This window comes from Streptococcus sp. 27098_8_99 (assembly GCF_041431935.1).
GTDB lineage: Bacteria > Bacillota > Bacilli > Lactobacillales > Streptococcaceae > Streptococcus > Streptococcus parasanguinis_D.
Map to the genome: position 1 here is coordinate 62,711 of NZ_JAPVYQ010000012.1, position 7,020 is coordinate 69,730.

General features: G+C 42.4%; 7 protein-coding genes. All 7 read left to right on the forward strand.

The annotated features are described in order from the left end of the window. Positions 1 to 32: 32 nt before the first annotated feature. Positions 33 to 875 carry a PTS mannose/fructose/sorbose/N-acetylgalactosamine transporter subunit IIC gene (locus tag O3605_RS07810; protein ID WP_003019182.1) on the forward strand — a complete coding sequence of 281 codons (843 nt, stop codon included), beginning with the start codon at positions 33 to 35 and terminating at the stop codon, positions 873 to 875. Further along, on the forward strand, positions 859 to 1,713 hold the full coding sequence (locus tag O3605_RS07815) for a PTS system mannose/fructose/sorbose family transporter subunit IID (RefSeq protein ID WP_037585172.1): 855 nt from the start codon (positions 859 to 861) through the stop codon (positions 1,711 to 1,713). The genes O3605_RS07810 and O3605_RS07815 overlap by 17 nt, the downstream gene beginning before the upstream one ends. Before the next feature lie 98 nt (positions 1,714 to 1,811). Next, on the forward strand, positions 1,812 to 2,105 hold the full coding sequence (locus O3605_RS07820; protein ID WP_003004348.1) for a hypothetical protein: 294 nt from the start codon (positions 1,812 to 1,814) through the stop codon (positions 2,103 to 2,105). A gap of 130 nt (positions 2,106 to 2,235) precedes the next feature. Next, positions 2,236 to 2,517 carry a co-chaperone GroES gene (gene groES, locus O3605_RS07825; protein ID WP_024055367.1) on the forward strand — a complete coding sequence of 94 codons (282 nt, stop codon included), beginning with the start codon at positions 2,236 to 2,238 and terminating at the stop codon, positions 2,515 to 2,517. 21 nt (positions 2,518 to 2,538) lie between these two features. Next, a complete protein-coding gene (gene groL, locus O3605_RS07830) occupies positions 2,539 to 4,164 on the forward strand; it encodes a chaperonin GroEL (RefSeq protein WP_003004647.1) in 1,626 nt (541 codons plus the stop codon). A 757-nt stretch (positions 4,165 to 4,921) separates the two neighbouring features. After that, entirely contained in the window at positions 4,922 to 5,656 is a 735-nt protein-coding gene (locus O3605_RS07835) for a response regulator transcription factor (protein WP_371585787.1), read from the forward strand. A gap of 12 nt (positions 5,657 to 5,668) precedes the next feature. Next, positions 5,669 to 6,973: a sensor histidine kinase gene (locus O3605_RS07840; protein WP_371585789.1), complete on the forward strand. Its 1,305-nt coding sequence runs from the start codon at positions 5,669 to 5,671 to the stop codon at positions 6,971 to 6,973. The last annotated feature ends 47 nt before the right edge of the window (positions 6,974 to 7,020 follow it).

Genomic DNA, 7,020 nt, shown 5'->3' on the forward strand with positions numbered 1-7,020 from the left:
AAATAAATTTACAAACAAAAGGAGCGTTTGTTATGACAATTTCATGGATTCAAGCAATCTTGCTTGGTATTTTCGCCAGCTTGTCTTCAATGCCTGGTATGGGAGGTTCCAGTATCGGGAACTATACACTCGGTCGTCCTTTGATCGGTGGGTTGATTTCAGGTTTAATTCTTGGAGATGTGACAACCGGTATTATGGTCGGGGTTGCCCTTCAAGTCGTTTATATCGCCTTGGTAACACCTGGTGGTACCGTATCTGCCGATGTGCGTGCCATCTCTTACATCGGTGTTCCTCTTGCTATCTTGTTTGTGCATGCTAATAACATCACAGATGAAGCTGGAATCGCCGCAGCTGCAGCTCCAATCGGTGCAGCCGTTGGGACAATCGGTACAGTTCTTTTCTACGGTACCGCTACTATGAACTTGGTATGGCAACACATTGGTTGGAAAGCTGTTGAAGAAGGAAACTTCAAAAAACTCTACGCAGTTGACTGGGTTTACCCTTGGATCTCTCACTTCCTCTTCTCTTTCCTTCCAACAATGATTATCACCAAATACGGTGAAAACATGGTTGATTTGATGAAACAATACCTTCCTATGGATGGTTACTGGATGAAAGCCCTCTTTACAGTCGGTGCTCTTCTCCCATGTGTCGGTATTGCCATCTTGTTGAAACAAATTGTTACAGAAGCAACTGACTTCATTCCATTCTTTGTTGGATTTACCTTGGCAAAATCTCTCGGATTGAACTTGGTATCCAGTGCCGTTGTTTCATTAATCTTTGCAGTAATCTACTATGAACTTGAAGTGATCAAATCGATGAAAGCTGCTCCAGCCGGAGCGGTGGATCTAGACGATGATGAGGAGGATATTTAAAATGGCTGATAGAAAGAAAATTTCAAAGAAAACATTAGCAAAAGCATTCCATCATTGGTATTATGGTCATTTGACTTGTTTCTCTCAAGAACATATGCAAACCTTCGGGTACTTGACTTCTATGCTTCCAATCGTAGAAGAAATGTATGACACAAAAGAAGAACAAAAGGATGCTATGCAAACCTATACGGCCTTCTTCAACACTGAACCACAACTTGGATCTCTTGTTGTAGGGATCACAGCTGGTTTGGAAGAAGCGCGTGCAAACGGAGATGCAGTGGATGGCGAAACCATCAACGGTATGCGTGCCGGTTTGATGGGACCAATCGCTGGTATTGGTGACTCATTGGTTGTTGGTACCTTGATCCCAGTTCTCTTAGGGATTGCCCTTGGTCTTTCTAAAGGTGGTAACGTCGCTGGTGCTCTCTTCTACATCGTCGTATGGAACCTCTTAGTCTACTTTGGTATGCGCTTTGCCTTCTTCAAAGGTTACCAATTAGGGGATAAAGCCGTTGAATTCCTTGTAGGACCAAAAGGACAAGCTCTTCGTAAAGCGATCAGCGTTGTCGGTGGTATGGTTATCGGTGCCGTAGCAGCTACTTGGGTATCTGTTACAACAGCCCTTCAATTCAAGAATTCTGAAGGAAAAGTCTTCTTGAACATCCAAGAAAAGATCGATGGTGTTTATCCAGGTCTCTTGACAGCAGCCTTCATCACTCTTTGCTGGTGGTTGATGTCTAAGAAAAAAATTTCACCAAACAAAGTTATGTTACTTCTCGTTGTAGTTGCTTTGATCGGTGTTGCCCTTGGTATCTTTGACCCACATCTTAAATACTAAGGTAAAAAAACGAATTTGCTAGTAGGAGTTTTTGAGAATGAAGTGAATGGACCTCCTTTACTTGCACTTCATTCTCAATTTTTATCAGGAGGAATCCCATGGTTACAAAACAAGAACTTGTCAATGGATATGAAACAGAAATCAAGTACCAACGCCACATGCTTGAAAACCTTGGTCGTTGGTTCAGCTTACTCTTTATCATTGCCAGTATTGGTGTGGTATTGATCTATCTCTTTCACAAAAGTTTCCTCCCACTCTTGATCCTCGGGATTTTACTAGCCTTGGTTGGAATTTTAGGCATGATTGTTTTTGGATATGGCATCTACCGCGGGCGGATCAATCTTCAAAAAGTGATCGACGATTTCAATCAAAAATTGACAATTTTAAATTGAAATTTTAGAAACATCTCATCTATTTTTGAGGTGTTTTTTTCTTGACTATTTCTGACCAAGTGATACAATAGAAACATAAGTTAGCACTTACGTATAGAGAGTGCTAAAAAACTCGTATGGAGGAATGAATATGTTAAAACCATTAGGAGACCGTGTGGTCTTAAAAGTAGAAGAAAAAGAACAGACTGTTGGAGGTTTTGTCCTCGCCGGTGCGAGCAAGGCTGATACAAAAACAGCTGAAGTAGTGGCCGTTGGTGAAGGTGTGCGTACCCTAAGTGGCGAACTCATCGCCCCAGCTGTAAAAGCAGGAGATCACGTTTTGGTTGAAAGCCATGCAGGAATTGAAGTGAAAGATGGGGAAGAAACCTACACCATCGTTGGAACAGCGAACATTCTTGCAATTGTAGAGTAAGAGAAGAAAGAGGTAAGAGAAATGGCAAAAGATATTAAATTTTCATCTGATGCACGTTCTGCAATGGTACGTGGTGTCGATGTCTTAGCAGATACAGTGAAAGTTACGTTGGGCCCTAAAGGTCGCAATGTGGTTCTTGAAAAATCATTTGGTTCACCCTTGATCACAAATGACGGGGTGACCATCGCAAAAGAAATCGAATTGGAAGACCATTTTGAAAATATGGGTGCTAAATTGGTGTCAGAAGTGGCTTCTAAGACCAATGATATCGCAGGTGACGGTACAACGACCGCAACGGTCTTGACCCAAGCCATCGTCCGTGAAGGGATCAAAAACGTCACAGCAGGGGCTAACCCAATTGGCATCCGTCGTGGGATCGAGACAGCTGTTGCAACAGCAGTAGAAGCCTTGAAAAACAATGCGATTCCAGTATCAAGCAAGGAAGCCATTGCTCAAGTAGCTGCTGTGTCTTCTCGTTCTGAAAAAGTCGGTGAGTACATCTCTGAAGCCATGGAAAAAGTTGGCAAAGATGGGGTTATCACGATTGAAGAGTCTCGTGGAATGGAAACAGAACTGGAAGTCGTTGAAGGCATGCAGTTTGACCGTGGTTACCTTTCACAATACATGGTCACTGATAATGAAAAAATGGTGGCAGACCTTGAAAATCCATACATTTTGATCACTGATAAGAAGATTTCAAATATCCAAGAAATCTTGCCATTGTTGGAAAGCATTCTTCAAAGCAACCGTCCGCTTTTGATCATCGCAGATGATGTCGATGGCGAAGCTCTTCCAACACTTGTCTTGAACAAGATCCGCGGTACCTTTAATGTCGTAGCTGTCAAGGCACCAGGATTTGGAGATCGCCGCAAAGCCATGCTAGAAGACATTGCCATCTTGACAGGTGGTACAGTCATTACAGATGACCTTGGTTTGGAATTGAAAGATGCAACCATCGAAGCCCTTGGTCAAGCAGCTAAAGTGTCAGTCGATAAAGACAGTACCGTCATTGTCGAAGGTTCTGGTAACCCAGAAGCGATAGCTAACCGTGTGGCTGTGATCAAGTCACAAATCGAAACCACAACCTCTGAATTTGACCGTGAAAAATTACAAGAACGTTTGGCCAAATTGTCTGGTGGTGTTGCCGTAATCAAGGTTGGTGCTGCAACAGAAACAGAATTGAAAGAAATGAAACTCCGTATCGAAGATGCTCTTAATGCGACTCGTGCAGCCGTTGAAGAAGGGATCGTTGCCGGAGGTGGTACAGCTCTTGTCAATGTCATCTCCGCAGTCGCAGCCCTTGAGTTGGAAGGAGATGAAGCTACCGGACGCAATATCGTTCTTCGTGCTTTGGAAGAGCCAGTGCGCCAAATTGCCCACAATGCCGGTTACGAAGGATCTATTGTGATTGATCGCTTGAAAAATGCCGAAGTCGGAACAGGTTTCAATGCTGCAACAGGTGAATGGGTGAATATGATTGATGCAGGGATCATCGACCCAGTTAAAGTGAGCCGTTCAGCCCTTCAAAACGCCGCTTCCGTAGCTAGCCTCATTTTGACAACCGAAGCAGTCGTAGCCAACAAACCAGAACCAGCAGCCCCAGCAGGACCAGGAATGGATCCAAGCATGATGGGTGGGATGATGTAACCTGATACCAATGATTGGTGCTAAAGCACCGAATCATTGGACGGTAGCCGCTATGTTGCGGCCTACCTAATCATCTTACTAGCTCAAAGGGAGGAAAATATCGTTCCTCCCTTTTCACGTCGTAACCGCTACAAATGATTGAGGCTATGACTCTCATCATTTGACGCCAGCCGCTATTGTGGGGCCTGGCTAATCGTCCTACTAGCTCAAAGGGAGTGGAAGATTCTTTCCTCCCTTTTTATCGTGCTTTGGGATTTTTATTTGTTATGGAATAATATTTTTATTTTAAATTTTGTAACAGAAATGATAAATACTAGTTAAAGAGGACTTGTGTAAATGCTTGGGAATCAAGCGTTTGTGGTGTTTTCAGGCGGAGGAATATTTGCCAACAAATTGCAATACAAATTAACTGATTTTGTAATAATTCTAGTGTATACTAGTAAGAGTAGATCACAGGTCTACATTGTTGCAAGGGGAGAACTTCCCACATACATGTCTATTGACAATAAAACTTGATCGTAATATCGCTGTTAGTAAAATGAGAGTTTGAACATAGTGTAGATTTTATCGACCTTTTTCATATTAAAAAATATTTTTCAAATTCCCCTTGCGCAAGCTCTTCCGGATTCCTCCGGGAGAGTTTTTTTGTTAAGGAAAAAAGATAGAAGGCCTTTTGAGTCTCTTTTGAAAGAGTAGCTCAGCAGGCATCATTTATGGTAAAATAGAACATATTCGTAGAGGGGAAGGAGTGAGGACTTTGTTGAAGATTTTTGTGTTAGAAGATGAATGGATCCAACAATCGCGTATCGAAGCGGTCTTGCAGGATCTTATCCGTCAAAAATCCTTGCAATGCAAAGCGCCAGAAGTGTTTGGGAAGTCAAGCCAGTTGCTGGATGCTATCACAGAGAGAGGCGCCCATCACCTATTCTTTTTAGATATCGAGATTAAAGGTGAGGAGAAAAAGGGTCTAGAGATCGCAAAAGAGATTCGTAAGAAAGACCCCCATGCGACCATTGTTTTTGTCACCACTCACTCTGAATTCATGCCCATTACCTTTCAGTACAAAGTGGCTGCCTTGGATTTTATCGATAAAACGCTGGGTGAGGAAGAGTTCAGAGAGAGAATCAGCTCAGCTATCGATTATACCTTGGAGCAAGCTGGGACCACGATTGCGCAAGATGCCTTTACATTTGAGAGTGCGATGGCGCGTGTACAAGTTCCTTTTAATAAGATTTTGTATGTTGAAACGTCTCCAACCATTCACAAGGTCATTTTACACACCCAGGAAGAGCGCTTGGAATTTTACGCTAGTATTGCCGATATCGAAAAAGCAGATCCCCGCTTGTATCGGTGCCACCGCTCCTTTGTGGTGAATCCGCAAAATATTACGAAGATTGATAAAGAAGCCAAGAAAGCTTTTTTTGAAAATGGAGACAATTGCTTGATCTCACGGACCAAGTATAGAGGCTTACTGGAAGCTTTGAAAAAATAGAGGGAGAAAGAATTGCTGTTAACTATTCTAATGTCTTACCTAAAGTTCTTCGTCAGCATGCTGATCTATCGTCATATCAGTAGACAAGAGTTCGCTTGGCGCTGGCTCTTTTTGTGCCCTTTCTTCTTTGCAGTCGTCTTTACCCTTGTGCCACCGGTAGGCTTTTTTGGCTATTTCTTAGTATTTATTGCCTATAGTTTCTATCGAAATCGTAACATACGACACCTCTTGAACATTTTTTATGGGCTCTACCCGGTTGTCGTGGAGAGTCTCATTGGGCGTCTCTTAGCCTTTTATGTCTTTCCGATGCTCGGGATTGTACTTGTTCGTGAGGCATCTGTCAGCTGGTATGATGCTCTACTTGAATTGCTGGTCTTTCCTGTTTATATAGGAATCACTAAATTGTTAAAACTAGATTTTACAGATCTAAAAGTAGGCTTTCAACGGCAGTATTTTAATCGTTTCTTACTCCCAATGGATCTTTCCATGTTTGTGTATTTGCTCAGTGTTGTAGGTCTGGTGGTTTTTGAGGATATTATTCCGCATGCAGATGCTTTGCGGAAACAGTTAAATAGTATTTATTTGATTTTGTTTTTTGTGATGCTCTTGTATTTCAATGCAGTGTCCAAAGAACGATTGAAACAAGAGATTCTGGAACAAAAAGATAGGCAACTGCAGGAGTTAGCCACCTATAGCCAACACGTCGAAATGCTCTACGGGGAGATTCGTGCCTTTCGTCATGATTACCTGAATATTTTAACCAGTCTCAAATTAAGTATTGAGCACGAAGACCTCAATGCGATCAGGGAAGTCTATGAGAATGTTCTCCGAGAGAGTGGCCAACAATTTTACGATAGCAAGTTTGATATTGCCAAACTCAGTCACATCGAAAATCCAGCTGTAAAAAGTGTTCTGTCCGCAAAATTATTGGAGGCTCAAAACAAAGGGATTGGGATCTCTGTCGAGATCGATGAACCTGTTCGAGATTTATTCATCGAGGTTTTAGATTTCATCACCTTCTTATCCATCCTTTGTGACAATGCTATCGAAGCGAGTCTCGAATCAGACGACCCACAGCTGACTCTTGCCATGCTCCAGGAGGAAAACTCCCTCATCCTAATAGTTGAAAATAGTACAAAAGCTGAAAAAATAGATCTGGCGAGAATTTTTGAAAAGGACTACTCGAGTAAAGGAGAGGGCCGCGGTCTTGGCTTATACAAGATCCAACAATTACTGGAAAAATATCCCAAAACGACAGTGTCTACTAAGAGTTCAAACTACCGATTTACCCAGAGTCTGACCTTTTGGAAGGAATAATAGAAGAGAGAGGGACAGAAATCGGTAATTCGTTAGAATTCGATTTC

Excerpts from the sequence above, each read along its gene's own strand:
- O3605_RS07815 (WP_037585172.1), top strand. The coding sequence starts at position 859 with ATGAGGAGGATATTTAAAATGGCTGATAGAAAGAAAATTTCAAAGAAA.
- groES (WP_024055367.1), top strand. The coding sequence starts at position 2,236 with ATGTTAAAACCATTAGGAGACCGTGTGGTCTTAAAAGTAGAAGAAAAA.
- O3605_RS07810 (WP_003019182.1), top strand. The coding sequence starts at position 33 with ATGACAATTTCATGGATTCAAGCAATCTTGCTTGGTATTTTCGCCAGC.
- O3605_RS07820 (WP_003004348.1), top strand. The coding sequence starts at position 1,812 with ATGGTTACAAAACAAGAACTTGTCAATGGATATGAAACAGAAATCAAG.
- groL (WP_003004647.1), top strand. The coding sequence starts at position 2,539 with ATGGCAAAAGATATTAAATTTTCATCTGATGCACGTTCTGCAATGGTA.